This window comes from Nostoc cycadae WK-1 (assembly GCF_002897135.1).
In the GTDB taxonomy this organism is placed as follows: Bacteria; Cyanobacteriota; Cyanobacteriia; order Cyanobacteriales; family Nostocaceae; genus Nostoc_B.
Map to the genome: position 1 here is coordinate 21,926 of NZ_DF978421.1, position 20,731 is coordinate 42,656.

Annotated in this window: 17 protein-coding genes; 7 read left to right on the forward strand and 10 right to left on the reverse strand. The window is 39.9% G+C overall.

Features of this window, described 5'->3' with window-relative positions:
* Positions 1 to 52 precede the first annotated feature (52 nt).
* The 4 genes from NCWK1_RS00095 to NCWK1_RS00110 all read right to left on the reverse strand — a co-directional run bounded on the left by NCWK1_RS00095 (position 53) and on the right by NCWK1_RS00110 (position 6,490).
* A complete protein-coding gene (locus tag NCWK1_RS00095; protein ID WP_245894794.1) occupies positions 53 to 2,794 on the reverse strand; it encodes an EAL domain-containing protein in 2,742 nt (913 codons plus the stop codon).
* An 829-nt stretch (positions 2,795 to 3,623) separates the two neighbouring features.
* Positions 3,624 to 4,895, reverse strand: coding sequence for a tetratricopeptide repeat protein (locus NCWK1_RS00100; protein WP_103123545.1), 1,272 nt, complete (start codon positions 4,893 to 4,895; stop codon positions 3,624 to 3,626).
* Positions 4,896 to 5,075: 180 nt separating this feature from the next.
* Positions 5,076 to 5,402 (reverse strand): hypothetical protein, encoded by a 327-nt coding sequence (locus tag NCWK1_RS00105; protein ID WP_103123294.1) that lies wholly within the window; start codon positions 5,400 to 5,402, stop codon positions 5,076 to 5,078.
* Between the two features lie 128 nt (positions 5,403 to 5,530).
* The gene (locus NCWK1_RS00110) at positions 5,531 to 6,490 is read right to left on the reverse strand and encodes an orange carotenoid-binding protein (RefSeq protein WP_103123295.1); all 960 of its coding nucleotides are present in this window, start codon (positions 6,488 to 6,490) and stop codon (positions 5,531 to 5,533) included.
* A gap of 546 nt (positions 6,491 to 7,036) precedes the next feature.
* On the opposite strand from NCWK1_RS00110, the gene NCWK1_RS00115 reads away from it, so the two are divergent.
* From NCWK1_RS00115 to NCWK1_RS00135, 5 genes are all read left to right on the forward strand, one after another.
* Positions 7,037 to 8,362 carry a four-carbon acid sugar kinase family protein gene (locus NCWK1_RS00115; RefSeq protein WP_103123296.1) on the forward strand — a complete coding sequence of 442 codons (1,326 nt, stop codon included), beginning with the start codon at positions 7,037 to 7,039 and terminating at the stop codon, positions 8,360 to 8,362.
* A gap of 405 nt (positions 8,363 to 8,767) precedes the next feature.
* Entirely contained in the window at positions 8,768 to 9,910 is a 1,143-nt protein-coding gene (gene minC, locus NCWK1_RS00120; RefSeq protein ID WP_103123297.1) for a septum site-determining protein MinC, read from the forward strand.
* 45 nt (positions 9,911 to 9,955) lie between these two features.
* Positions 9,956 to 10,762: a septum site-determining protein MinD gene (gene minD, locus NCWK1_RS00125; protein WP_015111215.1), complete on the forward strand. Its 807-nt coding sequence runs from the start codon at positions 9,956 to 9,958 to the stop codon at positions 10,760 to 10,762.
* Between the two features lie 31 nt (positions 10,763 to 10,793).
* Positions 10,794 to 11,093 (forward strand): cell division topological specificity factor MinE, encoded by a 300-nt coding sequence (gene minE, locus NCWK1_RS00130; protein ID WP_015111216.1) that lies wholly within the window; start codon positions 10,794 to 10,796, stop codon positions 11,091 to 11,093.
* 299 nt (positions 11,094 to 11,392) lie between these two features.
* Complete coding sequence (locus NCWK1_RS00135; protein WP_222838756.1) at positions 11,393 to 11,962, forward strand: hypothetical protein; 570 nt, start codon at positions 11,393 to 11,395, stop codon at positions 11,960 to 11,962.
* Positions 11,963 to 12,128: 166 nt separating this feature from the next.
* Here NCWK1_RS00135 and NCWK1_RS00140 read toward each other — a convergent pair whose 3' ends face one another.
* The 5 genes from NCWK1_RS00140 to NCWK1_RS00160 all read right to left on the reverse strand — a co-directional run bounded on the left by NCWK1_RS00140 (position 12,129) and on the right by NCWK1_RS00160 (position 16,664).
* Positions 12,129 to 12,467, reverse strand: coding sequence for a P-II family nitrogen regulator (locus NCWK1_RS00140; protein WP_015111218.1), 339 nt, complete (start codon positions 12,465 to 12,467; stop codon positions 12,129 to 12,131).
* A gap of 255 nt (positions 12,468 to 12,722) precedes the next feature.
* Positions 12,723 to 13,328: a hypothetical protein gene (locus NCWK1_RS00145; RefSeq protein ID WP_103123299.1), complete on the reverse strand. Its 606-nt coding sequence runs from the start codon at positions 13,326 to 13,328 to the stop codon at positions 12,723 to 12,725.
* 190 nt (positions 13,329 to 13,518) lie between these two features.
* Positions 13,519 to 14,340: a bifunctional hydroxymethylpyrimidine kinase/phosphomethylpyrimidine kinase gene (gene thiD / locus NCWK1_RS00150; RefSeq protein WP_103123300.1), complete on the reverse strand. Its 822-nt coding sequence runs from the start codon at positions 14,338 to 14,340 to the stop codon at positions 13,519 to 13,521.
* 57 nt (positions 14,341 to 14,397) lie between these two features.
* The gene (locus NCWK1_RS00155; RefSeq protein ID WP_103123546.1) at positions 14,398 to 15,993 is read right to left on the reverse strand and encodes a hypothetical protein; all 1,596 of its coding nucleotides are present in this window, start codon (positions 15,991 to 15,993) and stop codon (positions 14,398 to 14,400) included.
* Positions 15,994 to 16,223: 230 nt separating this feature from the next.
* On the reverse strand, positions 16,224 to 16,664 hold the full coding sequence (locus NCWK1_RS00160) for a hypothetical protein (protein ID WP_103123301.1): 441 nt from the start codon (positions 16,662 to 16,664) through the stop codon (positions 16,224 to 16,226).
* Positions 16,665 to 16,784: 120 nt separating this feature from the next.
* On the opposite strand from NCWK1_RS00160, the gene NCWK1_RS00165 reads away from it, so the two are divergent.
* Positions 16,785 to 18,629 (forward strand): S8 family peptidase, encoded by a 1,845-nt coding sequence (locus tag NCWK1_RS00165; RefSeq protein ID WP_103123302.1) that lies wholly within the window; start codon positions 16,785 to 16,787, stop codon positions 18,627 to 18,629.
* A gap of 122 nt (positions 18,630 to 18,751) precedes the next feature.
* Positions 18,752 to 18,985, forward strand: coding sequence for a hypothetical protein (locus tag NCWK1_RS00170; protein WP_096582484.1), 234 nt, complete (start codon positions 18,752 to 18,754; stop codon positions 18,983 to 18,985).
* Here the strand turns inward: NCWK1_RS00170 and NCWK1_RS00175 are convergent.
* Positions 18,972 to 19,295 (reverse strand): thioredoxin family protein, encoded by a 324-nt coding sequence (locus NCWK1_RS00175; protein WP_096582482.1) that lies wholly within the window; start codon positions 19,293 to 19,295, stop codon positions 18,972 to 18,974. The two genes, NCWK1_RS00170 and NCWK1_RS00175, sit on opposite strands and share 14 nt — an antisense overlap.
* Positions 19,296 to 20,731 lie beyond the last annotated feature (1,436 nt).

A 20,731-nucleotide genomic window follows, 5' to 3' on the forward strand; every position in this document is an offset into this window, starting at 1 on the left:
CAATTTTAGATATTAGATGAGAATAATATTGCCATCTAATATCTCCTATTTTCTAATTGAATTGAAATAACTTAAAAGGAGTAGGTCTACCAACACCATAACCTTGGGCATAATTTACCCCAAGGTTTTGAATTACTTTTAAAATGTCGTTGTTTTCCACAAACTCGGCAATAGTTTGAATTCCCATAACTTGACCAATTTTATTGATAGCATCTACCATTGCTAAATCAATTGGTTCTTCTACAATATGCTTTACAAAACTGCCGTCAATTTTTAAATAATCGACTGGTAAATTTTTGAGATAAGCAAAAGAAGACATCCCACTACCAAAATCATCCAAGGCAAAGCAACAACCAAAGTCTTTGAGTGCGCGAATAAATCCCGCTGCTTTACCTAAGTTTTTGATAGCCACAGTTTCGGTAATTTCAAAGCAAATAGCTGCGGGTGGAATTTGGTGTAATGTGAACTGGTCGCAGATAAAATCAATAAATTGCTCATCGTTAATACTAGCGCCAGAAAGATTGATGGTGTATAAACAACCACGAGAGTATTTTAGTAATGGACAATAATGTTGTTGAAAATCTACACATTGACCTAGATGAGTAAAAAAGGTGTGAATTACCCAACGGTCAATAGTTTGCATCAAATTATAGCGTTCAGCCGCAGGAATAAACGCCATTGGTGAGACTAACTTACCCGTTTCATCAATCAGTCTTAAGAGAATTTCGTAATGTTCTGTTTCGCAGTGGTTTCTAGTAACGGGAACAATGGACTGGTAATAAAGCCGAAAACGATTGTCTTCTAATGCTTGGGTAATTCTGCCTACCCATTGCATTTCACCATACTGTCTTGCCAATTCCAGATCATCAGCTTGATAAATATGTACACGATTACGTCCTTGATTTTTTGCCACATAACAAGCTGCATCAGCAGCACTTAAGGCACTATTCATATTTGGCGTATCAGCGTTGATAGCAACTAAGCCAATGCTGATGCTGATATTGAAAACTTTATCCTGTTTCCAGACAAAGCGAAACTTTTGCGTGTTTTCTCGGATGATATTAGCCCTGACTACAGCTGCTTCTAAAGAACAGTTATTGAATATAATGCCAAATTCATCTCCACCCAGACGTGCAAGGGTGTCACCAGAAGGGACATAGCTTTGAAACAAATTAGCAATTTCAGACAATAGTTCATCGCCAGCAACGTGACCGCAGGTATCATTGATAACTTTGAATTGGTCTAAATCTAAATAGCACAATGCGTGTTGTTCTGTACCTGTATGAGCGTTGGTGACGGCCTGTGCTAAATGATGTTCAAACTCTCTTCGGTTTACCAGTCCTGTCAAACTATCGTGCTTGGCTTGCCAGGATAGTAAACGTGCCATGTTGCGGCTTTGGGTAACGTCGTGAAACACCAGCACTACACCAACAATATCGCCGTCTCTGGTACGAATTGGCGCAGCGGAGTCTTCAATCGATAATTCTCTACCATTGCGGGTAATCAGCACTGTATGATTGGCTAAAGCAACAATCATGCCAGAATCTAAGACTTGTTCGACTGGATTTTCTGCGGCTTCGCGGGTATTTTCATGAATAATTTGAAAAACTTGTGTTAATGGCATACCCATTGCCTCACTTAGACTCCAACCAGTGAGTATCTCGGCAACTGGGTTGATATATTTAATCAAACCTCTAGCATCAGTTGTAATTACTCCATCCCCAATTGATTGCAATGTCACTAAAGCTAGTTCTTTTTCTTGAAAAAGAGCTTGTTCGATCATTTGGCGTTCGCCAATTTCTGTTTGTAATTGTTCTAGCGCCTTTAATAACTCGCTTGTGCGAAGCATCACTCTTTTTTCGAGTTCTTCATTGGCTTTTTGCAGTGCTATTTGCGATCGCCTTCGCTGATGATCAATAACGTTAAGCGATCGGGCATTCCGCCAAATCAACACCGCAAAGACAATAATATTCAAAACACTTAAAATACACAGTCCAAATTCCGCCGTATAAATCTCCATTCGATACCCACAGAGAACTAGCCAGCAGATGGCTGGCGGAAAGATAATTGCTGCTGGTAATAAATTCCTCGCCATCATCCCACCTGCATGTTTACTAGTGACTACAATCATTAACCCACGGTTTGGACAGGCAAACAAAATGCCACAGATGAGTAAAATCAATGCAACGGCTGTATGTATCGCTATTGATGTTAAGGAACCAAATTTATAGAAATAAGCATTACCATATACGTAGCCTAATAGCCCCATACTGGCAATAAAAAATGCCACTAGTGCAAATGACTGCGCTAAAAAATACTTGGGTTGCGCCAGACTCAACAGCAGTAGGCTCAAGCCCAACAACAAAAAAATAACGGCTGTATGAACAGCCATCCGACCAGGCGCAACATCACCTAAAGGGTCAATGCTGGTTTTAAATAAAATTTGATCAATCCCAAAGTCTAAGTTGAAGGCATATTGCATCAGTGTTAACAAACTAATTACTAACACTAAGAAGGCGCAGACTTGAGCCGCAGAACGCGTTATGTAAGGTTTCCATTGCCAATGCCACAGCCATAAAGATGTTCCGCCTAAAATTAAACAGATAGCAGTGTTGACTTTCATTGCTACCCATCCCGGCACAACGCTCTTAAGAACTGTAATATCTTTCATCCATCCCATAAGGACTACACAGCCGATCAAAACGACGGCAATACTAGTTTTTTGTGAATAAAATTGGCATAAAGCATGAAGAGAAGAAGACTGATAACGAGACTGAAGATGATGAATAGTCATAGCTTATGACTCATAAGTAGCAAGTATCATGATATTTGCTAGTTTTACATGAAATTATATACATAAAAGTATAAAAATCTTGAAGCTAATATGAGCCTTTACTTCAAAAAATTGGTGTTTTTTGAGATTCTATTTAATAGAGAGTATTAAATCGTGTGAACTCTATTCAAAAATAAAATCCGCTTTAGCGAACTAACTATTTAACAATAAAGGCTAATTATTGCTTGTCTGGACAATAAATGGTCATATCAAGTCCGACCAAACACTTGTCATTACGAGCGCAGCGTAGAGTCCAGACGATTGCGTCGTTCCACTTGGTTGCACTTGCTGCGGACATATCACAAGTAATTTGCCGGATATGATATCAAACGACGTTTTACTATTTCTAAATTGAGCCGCAAAAGCAATATTTATCAATTATTTTCAGACATAATTAATGTAATATTTTCGGTTCTTATATGTGTTGAAAACAATAACAATTTATTTCAAAAAAAAGTCCGCTAATGCGGACTTCGGACATTGGATAAGGTTAGGTTTTCACCAAGATCGCTTACTCTTTATGAGAGTTATATTTATTCTTATCTACGTCATCTGAAAAATCAAGGCTGATCCAGCAACTCTTTAGACATAAGTCCTGAGATTTGGTCTGCGGATAATTTGCCAAAACTTAGACATCTCTCAACTGGGCATTCACTTCTATGTTCTAGTTTAATTGCGATTTTGGCTGAAAATGCCCACTCTACATATAGTTTATCAATGAAATTTAAGTACTATAGTTGAGCATTAATTAATCAATAATTTTCTGCATTTTGCTGGTGAATTTATGTGATTATCTACCGCGATCGCGTTCTAAATCTTCAATCACTTTTTGTAGATACCATTCATCTGGTTTTCCTGGATAATAATCTTGTTTTTGGTCAATTAATCGTTGAGCAATTTCCCAATAACCGCCAACTAAGCGCAAAAGTTTTTGGCGTAATAAGTTATACTTTTGCTTTTTCGATTCAGGATAAGTTGTCTGGATTTTTTGTAGGCTATTTAAAACTTGTTGGTAATTATCCCAATCTTCTTGTTCGCAAAAAATACTAGCTGCACGTTGATAATCTTCAACAGCGCTTTGCATTTCTTCAAGTAATGTATAAGCAATGCCACGATTGTAGTAAGCTTGGGCATCATCAAATTTAATTTGTAGCGCTTGCGTATAATCTTGAATTGCACCAAGATAATTACCCATTGCTCGATAGACATTGCCTCTAGCAACATATATCAAAGTATCTTGGGGCTGCATTTGCAGTGCTTGGTTAAAATCGGCGATCGCACCTTGATGATCTCCCAACAAAGCACGGGCTTTACCTCGGTTGCGATAGACGATAGCATCTTGAAATTTGAGTAACAGTGCTTGGTTAAAGTCTGCGATCGCCTCACGGTAATTTCCCATTTTGCAACGCACTACACCCCGACAACAATAAGCTTGGGCATCTTGAGGATCTGCTTGTAAGACCCAGTTTAAATCTGCGATCGCTTCTCGTGTATCTCCCTTTTCGGCTTTGTCTAATAGTTGCGTAAAATAATCTTTGGTGGAGATGATGGGTGTAGTTATAGAATTTTGTGGTTGTACGGCTACTTTAGCTGGAGGTTGTAACTGTTTAATCTGTTCTAGACAGAGACGACAATTTTCCTTATCTTTTTGTTGTAAATATAATTCTGCGGCTTGTTTCAAACTAGCGATCGCATCTTGAATGAATCCCTGTTTGCGGCGTACGATTCCCCGCAAATTATAAGCTGCTGCATAATTACCACGCAGATTAATCGCCCGTTCCACATCATCCAACGCGCCAGATAAATTTTTCAGCGCCACTCGTGCCAATGCACGACTATAGTAAGCTTCAACAAATTTAGCATCAATTTTTAGTGCTTCGGTATAATCAGAAACTGCCGAAAGAATTTGTCCTGAATCATAATACGCCAATCCTCTTTGCAAATACGCCTCAGCATCGAATGGCATTAGCTGTATTACTTGGCTAAAATTTGCGATCGCCCCAGCATAATCTTTTTGTTTAGCTTTTTCTAACCCCTGTAAGTAGAGTTCGTGATTACTCATAATTGATAATTTATAGGTGTATGTTGCAATCTGCCCACCGTAACTTCTATCTTGCACCATATTCAAAGCTGCGTTGCGGATAAATGATGAATTTAAATATCAAAGTGCTGGTACAAAAGAAATGCAGCAGAAAACATCTCTGTCTGTCTGCTGCTACCAAATATGAGGCTGAGTCACTTTTTACATCCGAGTCATAACGGCTACTTTGGTCAACTTATCTTTTTCCAGTCCCTGTAGTTCATCAAGATGCAGCCAACCCTCTTTGATCAACCTAGCAAAGACAAAGATGAGGACTGAATATCTGTATTCGTATTTACCATCTATTTCATGCCTTCTGGCACTTAAGAAATCGTGTAACTGCCACATTTCATCAGCCTGTGTCATCTTACTGGATCTTTGCCGGACTTCTTGGATTACCGCTTCAATTTCTCGCTGATATGCTTTTTCAAAAGCGTGTTTAGCTATTTCTTCCTCGGTCTTAGACCATTCAACTTCACTCACGTGCATTCCGAACCTTAAAATTTATACGTTTAATTGTTTTATCAATGGGCGATTTGCTGCAAAAAATAGGAGCGCCCTTGACTAGAGAGCGCTCACACAATCATTCAAGGTATAGCTATTAGCTGGTACTTCTTCTAGCGAACTAAATTTAATAGTTCTTTAGGAGATGCCAGCAAATCAATTGCCACAAAGAAAATTTTACCTTTAGGATTAATTAAAAATCGCCAAGCCATATTCATTCCAACACCAGCACCAAACCAAGGAGTTTGGACTTTACCTGTAACTTTTATTTGGGTGTAACCTTCTTCTGCTGGTTCAGAAACGCCTCTTTCTGGAAGCAATTTGAGGTTTTGGCATTCTTCATTAAAAAATCGTAGAATAGCGTCTCTGCCCACGATGGGTCTTTGGAAAGGTGGTTGCAAAGCTGCATCAGGCGCGAATAGATCAATTAATGCCCCAAAATCATTGGCATTAAGGTTGTCCATATAACTCAGCACCGTTTCATTTGTAATGCCTTCAATGGTGACTTGAGTGCGTTGTGACACATCTTTAGGTGCAACAACAGGTTCAGAGACTCTGGTATAGTCGCCCAGCTTGTTGGGATCAAATCCCATATCAACTACAGAATTACGTAAGACGGTAATTTGTTGTCCCTGATCCAGTTCTCTAACTGCTTGCAGTACTGCTGAAGCATTGGCAGAAAGCTGATAACCAGCAGGAATTGGAGCGACAATACCTTGATCCATCCATACTCCAAGTTGATACCAGAACCCTAGTTTGATGTTTGCCGACCAAGTAGCATAGGTACGACAAATAGGTGTATCAGCATTGTTGGCTAGATCGCACATCACCTGACTTTGCTCAGGAAAAGTCATTTCCCGAATTTGATTGAGAGTTGCTTCGGCAAACTGCATACGAGCAGCGCCTGGAGCAGCAACAGTGATTGTTTTACCCATTTCTAAATAAGCAAACCAAGTCCATGCCAACTGATCTTCCGCGCTGAGTTGCTTAAATCTAGCAATTGTGGCTGGTACTGCATCGGCAGATAGGGTTTCTGGGAAAATACCACGAGCCGAGTCAATTGTAATTGGCATATCACACCTAACTTTAAATTGTATTTAGAACTAGCAAAAGGACGTGGGCGAGAGCGTTTAGACGTTCAAGCTTCTGTGACCTGTTAAAAAAATATCACATAATTTAACAAAAGTTAATAATTTTTAACCGGATGGCAAAATATACCTCCTTAATGTTTTGGAGATAGTCAAGTAGAACTTATGTAGTGACAACTAATACAAATAGGGTGTAAGGCTATTAATCAGCTACATCCCTACCCTCATACCAATTCTTTATGAAGCTCTACCAAATTAAGCTTCAAGGATAAAATCGTCAGAAGTGAGAGAGGCAATCATGGAAATACCATTTTTGCGGGATAATGAATGAAAAATTGCTGACAAATAATTCTTGATTATTTGTAAATAATTTAGCAAATCTGCAAGCTTGACAAGTAAGGACGTACGCAAGTTGGCGAATATGCTCAACTACTCAATTAATCATTGCAGATTGTCCTTGATGTGCCAGCCGAAATTAAAAAATTGCAAAAGCCTTAACTATCCCACACAACCGTTGCGCTGCTGACTCTCATGAGTAATAAACCAAAAATAATTGTTTTAGATGATGACCCTACAGGTTCGCAAACAGTCCACAGTTGCTTGCTGCTAATGCGCTGGGATGTGGATACTTTACGCATCGGGTTGCGTGATGATTCACCGATTTTTTTTGTCCTGACTAATACCCGTGCATTACCGCCAGAGTCAGCCGCAGCTGTAACTAAAGAAGTTTGTCAAAATTTAAAACAAGCAATAGCGGGTGAAGGAATGAGCGATTTTTTAGTTGTGAGTCGTTCTGATTCTACATTACGTGGGCATTATCCCATTGAAACGGATGCGATCGCCACTGAACTCGGCTCTTTTGATGCTCATTTCCTCGTCCCCGCGTTTTTTGAAGGTGGACGCATCACCCGCGACAGCATCCATTACTTAATTATTGATGGTGTACCAACCCCAGTAGAGAAAACTGAGTTTGCCCGTGATTCCGTATTTGGATATCATCACAGTTACTTACCCAAATACGTCGAAGAAAAAACTCAAGGTCGCATTAGTGAGGAGTCTGTCACCAGATTTTTATTGTCTGATATTCGTGCTGGTAGCTTAGAAAGATTACTCAAACTCACAGGTAATCAATGTGCTGTGGTTGATGGCGAAACTCAAGCCGACCTCGATATTTTCGCCAAAGATTTATTAACCGCAGCCAGCCAAGGTAAACGCTTTTTATTTCGTAGTGCCGCCAGCATCTTAACAGCTTTAGCAGCATTACCGCCCCAACCAATTCCTGCCGAAAACATGGCAAAATATGTGCGGCAAGGCAAACCTGGCGCAGTTATTGTCGGTTCCCATGTCAAAAAGACAACGCAGCAGTTAAACGCATTGTTGGAAACAGAAGGGACAGCGGGAATTGAAGTTGATGTTCAGCGATTACTCAATCAAGAAGAAAATTCAGCTACTATACTGCTCACCGAAACATTAGCAAACATTCAGACTGTTTATAACGCTGGTAAAACGCCAGTTATTTATACTAGCCGTCAAGAACTCACTTTTAATGATGTGAAAACACGGCTTGATTTTGGCATTCAAGTTTCCAGTTTATTGATGGATATTGTGCAGGGTTTACCTGCTGATATTGGCTTTTTAATTAGCAAAGGTGGGATTACATCAAATGATGTCTTGAGTACAGGCTTGGCTTTAACAACAGCGCGATTATTAGGACAAATTTTAGCTGGTTGTTCGATGGTAATTACACCTGCTAACCATCCCCAATTTCCCAATTTACCAGTAGTACTATTTCCCGGTAATGTTGGTGATGCTCATGCTTTAGCAACAGTTTACCAACGATTAACTAAACAATTATGAAGTGTAAAGTCTGAAGTCTGAAAGTTTGGAGAGTTTTCCGCCTGCAAATATCATTTGTTATTGAATGTTGATAAAAACTATTGACCATTGACTGACCCTTGACTAATGACAATCCGCAAAAAAAAGTGCAATATGTATGCCTAATAGCTGTCTAGGTCACTAGTTAAGAATAATAAATCAGGGTTGATACAAAATGTTTGTTCTGAAATACTTCAGAAACATGAGTTCAGTGAAATCCTCAAAAGTTCTGAGCCGCAGTTGTTGGTGCATCCCACGGGAGGTAACAGAAGCGTTTACAGCACTTAGTTCTCATAACTTTCTTGGGTGAAAATGTTGTTCCGTTGTGTAACTAATTTAAGATAAGTAATTACCCGGAGTTTCCATTGTGTTTATGGCTGGTGCTGCATGACTTCTGATTTTGCTATCCCTAATCCAGAGTCAAATTCTGCACTTCCTGATGCAGAGTCTATCTCTCATCTATCTGATGTAGATGTAAATTCCAATGTTTTTCATATTGAGTCGAATTCCACCGTTTCTGAGCCAGATCCTCATTCTGTCATTCCAGATACGGAGTTATCATCTGTTCTCCTTTATTTAAAATCAAATTCTCCGCCTTTAGTGTTAAATCCAGATTCTGTCCCACAAGAATTAGAGTCAACTGCTCCGCTTCAGGATGTAGAGTTAAATTCTGCTTCTAGAGAATTGGAGTTAAATTTGGCTAAGGACTTAGAACCCAATCTTGAAGCCTCAAATACAGAAGCGAGTTCCACTCTTTGGGATGTGACAGAAGCCGAAGTAGATAATCGACTCAAAAATATCCAAGTTCAGTTCAAACATGAAGCTGGAAAACTGTTAGTCATCTTACCGACAGAATCTCAATTGCCAGCATCAGAAATAGCTTGGGCTGATATTTGGCAACAGTTGAAGTTGCGATTAAATGCAGGCGATCGCTTAAGGATACCAAATACACCTGTACATTTGATAGCCTATGACCGCTTGTTAGACAGCAGACAACTGCAAGATTTAGCCGATAGCTTTAGCGAAGTGCAACTCCAGCTAAAATGTGTCGCTACGAGTCGGCGACAAACTGCGATCGCCGCTGTCACATCAGGGTATTCTGTAGAACAACTCCAACCACAAACCTCCCTCAGTTCCGAAGCTCAAATAACTACAACAAGCCAAGCAGACGCACTCTATCTCGAAATGACTGTCCGTTCAGGAGTCGAAATTCGTCATCCCGGAACAGTAATTTTGCTAGGAGATGTCAATCCAGGTGGTATCGTAGTGGCAGAAGGAGATATTTTAGTCTGGGGGCGTTTACGTGGAATTGCTCATGCTGGCGCTGGGGGGAACCGCGAGTGCTTAATTATGGCTTTGCAAATGGAACCTACTCAATTGCGAATCGCCGATGCTGTAGCCAGAGCGCCTGAAAAGCTACCATCGCAATTTTCTCCCGAAGTGGCACATATCACGCCCCAAGGAATTCGCATCGCTAGGGCTACTGATTTTTCTAGAAATCAATTAGCTAGGATAAATCAAGTACCATAAATAACTATTATAATTCCTGAACCCTCATCGCTCGCAACTCTGAACATGACTCGCATTATTGTGATTACCTCCGGTAAAGGAGGGGTGGGTAAAACTACAGTGTCAGCAAACCTAGGTATGGCCCTCGCTAAATTGGGTCGTCAAATTGCCTTGGTTGATGCAGATTTTGGTTTAAGAAATTTGGACTTGCTGTTAGGACTCGAAAACCGTATTGTCTATACAGCCGTAGAAGTTCTCTCCAGAGAGTGTCGGTTAGAACAAGCATTAGTCAAAGACAAACGCCAAACTAACCTCGTACTTCTACCAGCAGCCCAAAATCGTTCCAAAGATGCAGTCACCCCCGAACAAATGAAATTATTGGTGAATGCACTGGCGCAAAAATATCAGTACGTCATTATTGATAGTCCAGCGGGGATTGAAAACGGATTTAAAAATGCGATCGCCCCAGCCAAAGAAGCCTTAATTGTCACTACTCCAGAAATATCCGCTGTTCGAGATGCTGACCGGGTAGTTGGGTTATTAGAAGCACAAGGTGTTAAGCGTGTACACTTAATAATAAACCGCATCAGACCAGCAATGGTACGGGCAAATGATATGATGTCTGTTCAAGATGTTCAGGAACTGCTTGCAATCCCATTGATTGGCGTGATCCCTGACGATGAGCGTGTAATTGTCTCGACCAATCGCGGCGAACCCTTGGTATTAGGGGATACTCCCTCTTTAGCTGCTATAGCTGTGGAAAATATTGCTCGGAGATTAGAAGGAGAAACAGTCGAATTCTTGGATCTCGACGCGCCCCCAGATAACATCTTCGCCCGTTTGCGGAAGTTGTTGTGGACAAAGATTGTTTAATGTTTCAGTCTCCTGAGATCTATTAACAACAATGATCATTGAACTTATCGAACGACTTTTTTCTCGACCTCCTGAAAACAGTCGCAATCAAGTTAAACGCCGCCTACAAGTAGTCATAGCTCACGATCGCGCTGACTTAGATGCTCAGACGTTAGAAAAAATGCGTCAAGAAATTCTCGATATCGTCTGTCGCTACGTGGAAATCGAAACTGATGGCTTGGAGTTCACATTAGAAAGCAACCAAAGAACAACAGCTTTGATTGCTAATTTACCCATTCGGCGGGTGAAAGATTCTATGTCTCTTTTGGAAAGTGGTGATAAATCACAGTAGTTGACAAAACTATATTTTTTCACGAGTTAGTACTGAGATTGATCTCAATTACTGTAAATTTTTGGTGAGTAAAATCTATTTAAAAAATAAATTTATTTGTCATCAGCAGCCAGAATCAAGAGTGTTGAGAATCCAGATGATGCACTGAAGAAAGACTAGTGACAGATGTGCGTCCATGCTATCTATTTTGGGCAAACTAAACTAGCCAAATACTTAGATAAGTCATGATATCACTGCCATTTGCCAACAAATTATCTTTGAGCTTGCTAGTTTGCACTACTTTACTCACTACTTGTCAAGTGTCTCAAGCATCAACTACATCAAATTCTCAAACACCTGCGGCGAAAGAAAGCAAAATTATCGGGGGTGCAATTGATTGCGACAATGATGGGCGACAAAATGACTCACGCATTGATGATGATGGTAATGGTATTCCTGATAGATGTGTAATTGATACTTCTGCAAACGCACAACAGAAAATTAAGACAGAAAGTACTAAAGAAATTTTTGATACGCTAATGCAGGCTTTAACTGAAATGACTGAAGGTTGTGATGAAGCAACAAAAGTTAGAGCAGGCGTTAGTTATAGAATTTGTACTATCAATAATCAACCTGTCGCCGCTTCTGAAGCACTTTTAGAAGTAGGAGACGGGGTAGGTTTCTGGTTTAAAAATAACAAAGTCGTAGCTATCAGATATTTCCACTCAGGAGAAACTTTGTTCTTCGATGATGAAACATTAATTGCTAAATTTTCTGACGACGAGAAACTACAAAGCAACTTCACCAATGAAGAACGTCGGGAAGCTGAGAATTTAGCAAAAGAAGGCTACCAAACAATTTTTCAAGTTTTTGCAGAGTCAGCTAAATAATTTCTCTGAGAAATTATTCTGTTGAATTTTCACAGTAGGCGTTGCTGATTTTAGAGACAAAAAAACCTCTGAAAGTTTAACTTTCGGATGTTGTTTATCACACTTTCAGCAACGCTGACTATTTGGCCTATAATTTAGACGCGATCGCTCGCGCCTCTATTCAGCCTTATACTGCTTCTGTATTCTTTTCTCCAGTCCGAATCCGCACAACTTGTTCAACAGGAGAGATGAAGATTTTACCATCCCCAATTTCCCCTGTGCGGGCAGCAGAAATAATTTTGTCTACCACCATATCAACCTGATTATCTTCAACGACAATTTCTACTTTCAGTTTTTGCAGAAACTCCACAGTGTATTCAGAACCACGATAGCGTTCTGTTTGTCCCTTCTGCCGTCCAAAACCGCGCACTTCCGAAACCGTCATTCCCACGATACCAGCATTAACCAAAGCAATCTTCACTTCGTCAAGCTTAAATGGGCGAATAATTGCTTCTACTTTTTTCATGTATTTGACTCCTAAATTTTAATAGGTTTGTTTATCTATCTAACCAGATCAACCGTGTGACATTATTACCAATAACGCGATTACAAAAACATAATGTAATAATTGCAACTTTTTTTAAAGTGTTTAGTTTTTGTCTATGCAGTTTTGGCATCACAGATTGATGACTCAAAGAGGTAAGAGAGAAACATACTTTATTTAACTTAAAAATAGAAAGCTTCTATATTTAAGTATATTTGTTAACAATTTACAGCAAAATTAGTTACTCTGATGTGCAAACAGGGGACGCACAATTAAATACCCAGCACCAAAAGCAGTCAACATAACTAATAAAATCGTAATCACTAACCCCCAACCATTGATTTCCTTCTTTTTTGCTTCCATAGAAGGATAATAATTAACAGCCTGCTCTTCTATAAAGATTGTTTCTGGGATGTGAGAACTTATTTCTACTACAGGTACAGAAAAATCTGGGCGGCGCTTAGTTTTAGGTGTTTCCGGTGGACGCGTCCGCGCTGAGGGCGAACGAGGACGTGCTTCTTTTTTGGGCTGTTTGGCAATATTTTTCACTTCGCCACTAGCACGGGGATGAAAGTTACTATCCTTGCTTTCGGGACTACGGAAATCAACTAGCTTTTGCAAGTTGGCGACAGACTGTAAAACTTTGGTAATTTCTTGTCGCAAAAATTGATTTTCTTGCGTTAATTGCTGATTTTTTGCGGTGAGTGCATCTACTTTTGCCTGAGTCGCTTCTAACTCTGCTGCCAATTCCCGATATACGTACAGTGGCACAGAGGAAGGATGATTTTGAGAAGCGGGCCTTGTTGCAGAGTGGCTATGAACAGCTGCTGTGGTTGTTCGCATCGGTGAATTGGTATCAAAAGTTAAGGTAATGGAATTTTACAGAGAGGCTATGAAAAATTGCTATATCTGAAACTATGCCCAAGAATAATAGATAAATGCCGAGATAGCAAAGATTTTTTTTGGTCGAGTTAATACCTAAAAATTGCTAAAATCAGCAACTAATAACTTACAATATTCCACTAAGCACAGGTCAATTTCGTAACAAAGGAAAAAAGTGTCCTACAGGGCCTTGACCTTTGCCAATACTGAGTGAGTAAGCCAGAGCAGTTGTAACATACTCTTTTGCTTGTTTGACAGATGTTAACAAATCCTTGCCGATCGCCAGATTAGCGGCGATCGCAGCTGATAATGTACAACCAGTACCGTGGGTATTTTGCGTGTCTACTTGCTGTGTTGTCAAGATTTCCAAACGGTTGCCATCAAACCAAATATCAACACCACGGGCATTTCCCTGCATCCCGCCACCTTTGACTAAAACAGTCTTTGCCTTTAAATTGCGGTGAATCATTTGGGCAGCAGCCCTCATATCATCCAGAGAATTAATCGGGAAACCACTTAAAATCTGTGCTTCATAGCGGTTAGGAGTGATAATAGCCGCCTGGGGAATTAACTGCTGGCGTAGCGTCTTAATCGCATCATCATCAATTAACTGCGCCCCTGTGCGGGATACCATCACCGGGTCAACCACTAAATTATCTATTTCTAAAGTCTCCACTTGCTGGGCTACCGCAGCAATAATTTCTGGATTCAGCAACATTCCCGTTTTTGCTGCTTGTACGCCAATATCCTCCACAACCGCTTGCATTTGGGCTACAACTGCCTCTGATGGCATTGCATCAACTCGCACCACTCCCAAGGTATTTTGTGCCGTCACGCAGGTTACAGCGCTAGTACCGTGGACGCAGTGAAAAGCAAAGGTACGTAAATCAGCTTGTATTCCCGCACCACCACCACTATCAGAACCAGCAATAGTTAAAGCTACAGGGATTTTTGATCTTGTTTCAGCGTTCATAAGGGAGTGGGGGAAGAAAAAAGTCTGAAGTCGGAAATTTTATTTTCTGCCTTTTGACTATTGACCTTTCAACAAAGGATTTGGTTGAGGGTTTTGAGGTCTTGTTTGCGGCACAACTGTAAGATAAGGTTGCAGTTTTTCGGAGTCAACCCAACCAGAGTAATATTTTACGCTGGTGGATTTAGGAGAAATATCAATTAACTCTAAATCACCGCGTATTGCATTCCAATTCATGGGCAATTCTGGTTTAAATTCTCCAGAACCGATACCTTGAGGGCCACCCCCAACTAAATTAAGTCCAACTTCATCCAACGCACGAACAAAGCGTTGTCCATTCCAGTGCCATTCAAAACCCGGCCATTCCACAGGTGGTTTTTCTGGCGGTAAAGAACGTCCAAACTCATACTTACTGGCACCTTCATTAATTTTAGTGGTGAAGCCTTGAGGGTATGTCACTTCATAACGTCCTTTGTTGGTTTGGAAGTTAACCGGACTCCACCACAAAACTTCTACAGTATTATTACCAGACAAAGATACAGCAGGCTTTTTATTAGTTGATGCACTGTAAAGTGGTAATTTTTCTGGCAGTTTAGCCATTGCAGTAAAGCGCCAACAAGCCCAACTGTCTGGGTTATCAGCGGCTTGCCATTTCACTTGGCAAACGCCGTTAGTGCCACTCACCCAAAGGATGTTATTTTCTAATCTGAGTTTGTCAGGAATTGCCCCAACTAATGGACTGTTATGTGTGGTGTAAGTACTTAAAGAACCATCCGGACGGTAAGCAACTAATCCTTTAGCGGGAAGGTAGAGATTTCCTTCACCACCCACATTAGTACCCATCCAAAAAGTAGGCTTATTAACATCACCCGTGATGGCTAAATCTGTAATTTGTGTAAATGCAAGTGCTTTTGGTTGAATCAGGCTAAATTTATCAGTTTTTGGGTCATAACTAATAATGGTAGCAATACCATTGTTACCTTCACCTTGCTCAAAAGCGATCGCCCACCAAATGCGATCGCCATAAACTAAACTAGATGTTACTCTCGGCACGCCCAACTGATTTCCTTCAGCAGAAAATCCGGCTTTTACTGCTGCATTCTGCAAATCCTTGAGAGTATACACAGTTTGCCGTTGAGGATTTTTACTATTAGGGGTAATTAGTTCAAAAACAATTTTATCTTTAGTTGGATCTGGGACTTCTGGTCTGGAGATATTATTATCTGAGCTTAAAGAATACTTTGGCTCTTGAACGACCCGATACTGATAAGTTGTACCCTGAAAATTGATATTCTTGAATTTTGGATTTACCCAATCCTGTGCCAAGGCTGCATAATTTTTTGGTGGTTGCAACTCCTTGGGTAAGGTTCCTGATTGTACTGTCCAAGTATTATTAGCTCGGCAGAAAACAAAATCCTGTTTTAGAGTTTGAAACTGAACAGTGTCATCATTCGCTACAATATTGCGAATATGCCAATCAAACCTTTCATAAAAACCTTCATTTTTATTTGGTACTGTTAAAGAAACTACCTCAGCTTTTGGACAGTTTTCTACATTCGCTTTTGCTGTGTTAGTTGCCTGAGAGATGCTGTCAATACTAGAACTGCAAGCACCAACAAGTAAAAATACACCCAAAACCGCAATATTTTTCCCCATATCAACTCTCATCTATTGGCAAAAATTCATTGATTTTTAACTTCTAATATTGACTACAGTTCGTAGAGATAATATTTCTGAATTTTTGATAAAAAATAAATTGATTTAGCTAAGATTATTTTTGGATCAATTCTCAGAAAATTAGATTCCCTATTTCTTACAGAATTGGGGAATCTAAAGTTTCTTAACTCCTAAATATACCTAGCAATTTTCTATAATTTTTGACTGTTCTACGACAGAGTTTGTTCCCCTGGTAAATTTTGTAATGCACCTTGTAAATATTCAGCCCATTTCACAGCTAAAGGGATTTCTGTAAAGGGTACATGTATAGAAGCATTAGCGGATTCAGCAATAATGAACTCTAACTCAATAACACGACCTTTTGTTGGGGGCGCTTTTAGATTTACAATTTTGCCATCTACCAAAAGATGAATTTCTTTAACATCAAGTAAAGAAAAAGTTCCTAAATTAATTATTCCTTTTGGTGTGGGTTTACCCCAAGTAAGATTGTTGTCTTTTTGACCTAATACCGCATAGATATCATATTTGGCTCGGTCAAATTGTTCTGCCCAAATCTTATAAGCCTCGACCTTTTGATATTCTTTTGAGCCTTGCCAAGCTAACCAAAAAAACGCTATCAACAAAGGCAACCATAAAAGACCACGTTCCATCGTTTAAACAATCCTGAGTCGTAAGTGAAAGTTTAACTAACTAAAGTGACAATTACACCAATGAGGGATGCAGATAAGTTATGTTAGTGAGCAAACTGGCAAAAGCGGTGACGAGTTAATATGAGAAGGCTAATATTATTGTGCCTGTTTATTATTGGGTTAGGCGCTGCTGTTTTTGGATTTTTAAATTTTCAGGGACTAGCAGCGAAAGGTGATTTTGAAACGATTGTGCTTGATTTTCGGGAAGATATTGCAAAAGCTGAAATAGACCGAGATTTGCAAGCGATCGCTCAACAATACAACGTTACACCCCAATTAGATAATAAATTTTCTGCACAAGACAATGTGTATATTATCAGAGGCGATCGCCAAAGGCTCAAAGAACTGAAAAAATCTCAGTTTGCCAAAGCCACAGAATTTATTGAACCGAATTACATCTATAGAATTCCCCCAGAACCTAAAACCACCGTTCTTGGAGAACTCACACCACCCCAAAATAACGAGGCCAAACCTTCCTTAATCGGCCCCAACGACCCATATTACAGCAAGCAATGGAACCTGCACAAAATCGGCATTGAAGGTGCATGGACTGAAACGAAAGGTAGTGGTATTACGGTTGCTGTCATTGATACTGGTGTAACCCAGGTACGCGACTTAAAAGAGACAAAATTTGTCAAAGGCTACGATTTTGTTAATGACCGAGAACAAGCCACAGACGATTATGGTCACGGTACACACGTTGCAGGTACAGTCGCCCAAGCTACTAATAATCAATATGGTGTTGCGGGTGTTGCTTACGAAGCCAGCCTTATGCCACTCAAAGTCTTAAATGAGTATGGTGGTGGTACTGTAGCCGATATTGCCGAAGCAATTAAATTTGCCGCCGATAAAGGCGCAGATGTGATTAATATGAGCTTGGGTGGTGGCGGTGAAAGCCAGTTAATGAAAGATGCCATTGATTATGCTTACAAAAAAGGTGTCGTTATCATAGCGGCCGCTGGCAATGAAAGTGCCAATGGTGCAAGCTATCCAGCCCGTTACCCTCACGTTATTGGCGTTTCTGCTTTCGGCCCAGAGGGTGAAAAAGCTGACTACTCTAACTATGGTGCTGGCGTAGATATCTCAGCCCCTGGTGGTAGTGAAACTGGTAAGATTTTGCAAGAAACCATTAACGAAAATGGTGAAAGTGAATTCTTGGGACTCCAAGGTACAAGTATGGCTGCACCTCACGTTGCGGGTGTAGCAGCTTTAATCAAAGCCAAAGGTATAGAAAATCCCGATGACATTTTAAAAGTTCTCAAACAATCAGCCAGAGTCATTCAAGATGATGGTTTGAATTATTACGGTGCTGGACAACTCAACGCCGAAGCCGCAGTTAAATTAGCAGCCCAAGGACAAATCAGTTTCCCAGATTTCTTTCGTTGGCTGCGAGATAACGGTTACATTAACCCAGGATTTTGGATAGATGGCGGTGTAGTGGCACTGTTACCAAAAATTTTAATGGTAGTCGGTTCTTATTTACTGGCTTGGTTTTTACGGGTTTACTTCCCCTTTACCTGGAGTTGGGCTTTATTTAGTGGCTTAACTTTTGGTAGTTCGGGATTATTCTTCCTCAAAGGCATCTATATATTTGACCTACCCCAGTGGCCTTTCCGTGTTTTAGGTAGTTCTTTACCTGAATTAGGTAATGCGCTACAAGGTACAGATGCTTTTAATCCTGTATTTGCCAGTGTTTTAATTCCGCTGGTTCTAGTTGTATTCCTCCTAGGACATCCTAGTTGGAAATGGTTTGCTGTTGGTTCTACTTTAGGTGTAGCCGCTTGTTTGACAGTCAGCGTAATTTACGACCCAGCCGTTTGGGGCTTGGGTAGCGGTAACTTAGCAAGAATATTCCTCATTGTTAATGCCCTACTTTGCTACGGACTAGCTCGTTTGGCAGTTAACAACGATAAACAAGTCGCATAAAATAAGCAGGCAATAGTGAGTGGGGATTTTTGACTCATCCCCACTTTCTACTCACCAACGCCACTTGTACAACGGAGGGAATCTCCGCAACGTAGTGGCTACTCAACACTCAGTACTTAATTATGAGCATTACAGTTAAAGGCACTATTGAACGTCGTGAGATTGGTATGGGCGCTTGGGCGTTAGTTACCGATGAAGGTGTAACTTACGAAATTCTCAAAGGCGCTGATAAAAGCTTACTCAAAGCTGGGCAGCAAGCCAAAGTTAAAGGACAGGTGCGTGAAGACATCATGACAGCAGCTATGATTGGCCCAGTTTTAGAAGTAAAATCTTTTGAAGTAATTAATTCTGACTAGCGGCAGGATTTACAACTGCTTGCAGGCGACTTCTAAATTCTCCTTTGGGATGTCCGCCTTTAACCTCACCAATAATCTGAAATTCGCCTTCGGGAGAATCACAAATAATATAAGTAGGCCATCCCATTTCCGATTTATCAGGATACTGGGTGAGCAAAATTTTCCGATATTTGCGATAAGTAGCTGTGTCTTGCATTTTCACATCAATAAACTGCAAGCCCAGTTCTTCTGCTACTTTTTGATCATAAAAAGCCATTTTATGACAAATGCCGCACTCTTCAGAAGAAAATTTAATTACAGCTAAACTCATGATGATCTTGCGCCTCCCTGGAAATCGGGAATAAATCTTACCATAGTTTTAATAAATAAGCATCTTACTTATGGATGATCAAGGTGCAATCATACAGTTAATGAGAATTTAAGTAAAAATTTATCTAAAAAAATATTTTACAGGAAATAGTTATAGCGAGGAAATGCTGTTGACTAGTACACGGAATTTAGCCAAAACCTAAGCTAGGACTATATTACAGATGTGGAAATCAACCCTAAAAAATTAATTTTTAGCAATCTGTAATCTGGCTTTGACAAATCAGTAGATATCTGACTATAAACTATGATAGGATGTACAAACTTACGATTCTCATCCAGGGTAGCTTCTGCAAAGCAACTGAGCGATCGCAAAAAAATTTCCACAATCCATCTGCTGCTTATAGATAGTAGAAGGTTAATAGTTGAGTTTAATGTGATAAACACAAAAAGTGTTTAATTAGCTCTATCGGTGGCATGATACCTGCGAAGATTCAGAGTTAAGTTAAGTCAATAAATGCTGACACTGATAGTCAAAAAATACTATTTGCACTAGTATATTGTCTGAAACTTGCGCTAGAATATACGCCTAAGCAACTACCAACATTTCGCAAAAATCTCCAAGAAAGTGTTAGCTAATTCAGGGAGTTAAGTATCAGGGTACATCTACCAATTAATTGTTCCAAGGTCTAGCAAAGTCTTCCGGAACAATTGTTCTAAAGGTTATAAGGTGCTTCAAAATCGCAAAACAGTTGTATCTACCAAATCAGAAAGTTAGTTATCTTAGTACAACTACCAATAATCTGTTTCTAGGATTTAGAAGTATGTTCCGGATAAAAATTCCAAAAGCTAATATGCTGTTAAACCAGCATAAAAAAATCTACCAGTTGTGGCCAGTGCATAGGGGAGTTAGTTATTAGGGCGCGTCGATTAATAATTTATTTATTCGAGAAGTTATCAATATCTTCCGAATAAATTTTAAAAAATCATGGTTGCTATTTACCAAACATAAAAAAATCTCCCAGTGGTTGCAGATAACTAGGAGATTTATTTATCAGGGTGCATTTATAACAATTATTTTGTTCGAGTTTCAATTAGCATCTTCCAGAGACAATCTATAATCACTAGCATTACTTCTGCTGAAGTTTTGCTAGAAAAAAATCCCCCAGCCAGTATTAGCCAGCTAGGGAAGAAAGTTATCAGGGTGCATCTACCAATTAATTGTTCTACTACTACAGCGCATCTCCCGGAAAAATTTGCATCGACAAGCTTTCATCTACCAAAAAAAATCCCCCAGCCAGTACTAGCCAGCTAGGGAAGAAAGTTATCAGGGTGCATCTACCAATTAATTGTTCTACTACTACAGCGCATCTCCCGGAAAAATTTGCATCGACAAGCTTTCATCTACCAAAAAAAATCCCCCAGCCAGTATTAGCCAGC